The 706-nt window shown below is 46.0% G+C and carries 3 pseudogenes; 2 read left to right on the top strand and 1 reads right to left on the bottom strand.

Annotation, left to right across the window (positions count from 1 at the left end):
- Window positions 1-170: pseudogene (locus AZH43_RS19000) on the top strand (SDR family NAD(P)-dependent oxidoreductase); the annotation flags it as partial.
- Window positions 171-285: 115 nt separating this feature from the next.
- On the opposite strand, the pseudogene AZH43_RS19200 reads toward AZH43_RS19000, so the two are convergent.
- Window positions 286-459, bottom strand: a pseudogene (locus AZH43_RS19200) (hypothetical protein); the annotation flags it as partial.
- Between AZH43_RS19200 and AZH43_RS16875 the strand changes: the two are divergent.
- Window positions 440-706 (top strand): annotated as a pseudogene (locus tag AZH43_RS16875) (PepSY domain-containing protein); the annotation flags it as partial. The pseudogenes AZH43_RS19200 and AZH43_RS16875 overlap by 20 nt on opposite strands.

Below are 706 nucleotides of genomic sequence, written 5' to 3'. Positions count from 1 at the left end.
CTGCGCCCAAGCCGATAGATGCACAGGGCAGGCTGCTCTTAAAAATGGAACAGCTGTATCAGCAGGCTTATCCTGCTGCATGTGTTATTGTTCGGCCGACAGGAATTTACGGAACATCTGCTGCGCGTATGGTAAAGCTGGCGGAAACTACGCAAAACTATCCGAATATACAAAATCTTTTTCTTTTARSRTCTATTTACATAAAGCTACGTTGTACGCGTAGKCTCTTTATTGTTTCTTTAACCAGTTCATTCAMCCTTCAGCGCAATATTAAAWTYCCGCCCATTTGGTAACAACGTAGTCAATTGCAGGTTCGAATGATGCAGGCGTTGTACCGCCAGTGATGTCGTTTTTCAACTCATCAAGGGTGTAGCCTACAGCCAATTTCGCCGCCATACGGCCKTCTTKCGGGTTAATACCGAACTGAACKTTCGAACTAGGCGCATCAACCCTTATCTTAATTTATTTTATTTTGAGCGGGATTTATTTACGCTGGCCTAAAAAGCATTCACTCAAACAATGGTTGATGGTCAAGCCGCAATTAAAAGGCCGCAATTTCCTTTGGGACTTGCACGCCGTGATTGGCACTTGGGTCGTTATTTTCTATCTGTTGCTTGCCTTTACCGGCCTCTATTGGTCGTATGGCTGGTGGCGGGACGGCATGTTTAAAGTGATGGGCGTGGAGCGTCCGCAGGCAGAAATGCAG

Origin of the sequence: Acinetobacter pragensis (assembly GCF_001605895.1) — a bacterium.
In the GTDB taxonomy this organism is placed as follows: domain Bacteria; phylum Pseudomonadota; class Gammaproteobacteria; order Pseudomonadales; family Moraxellaceae; genus Acinetobacter; species Acinetobacter pragensis.
Note: the sequence above shows the minus strand (reverse complement) of the source record. Positions and strands in the feature narration are given on the sequence as shown.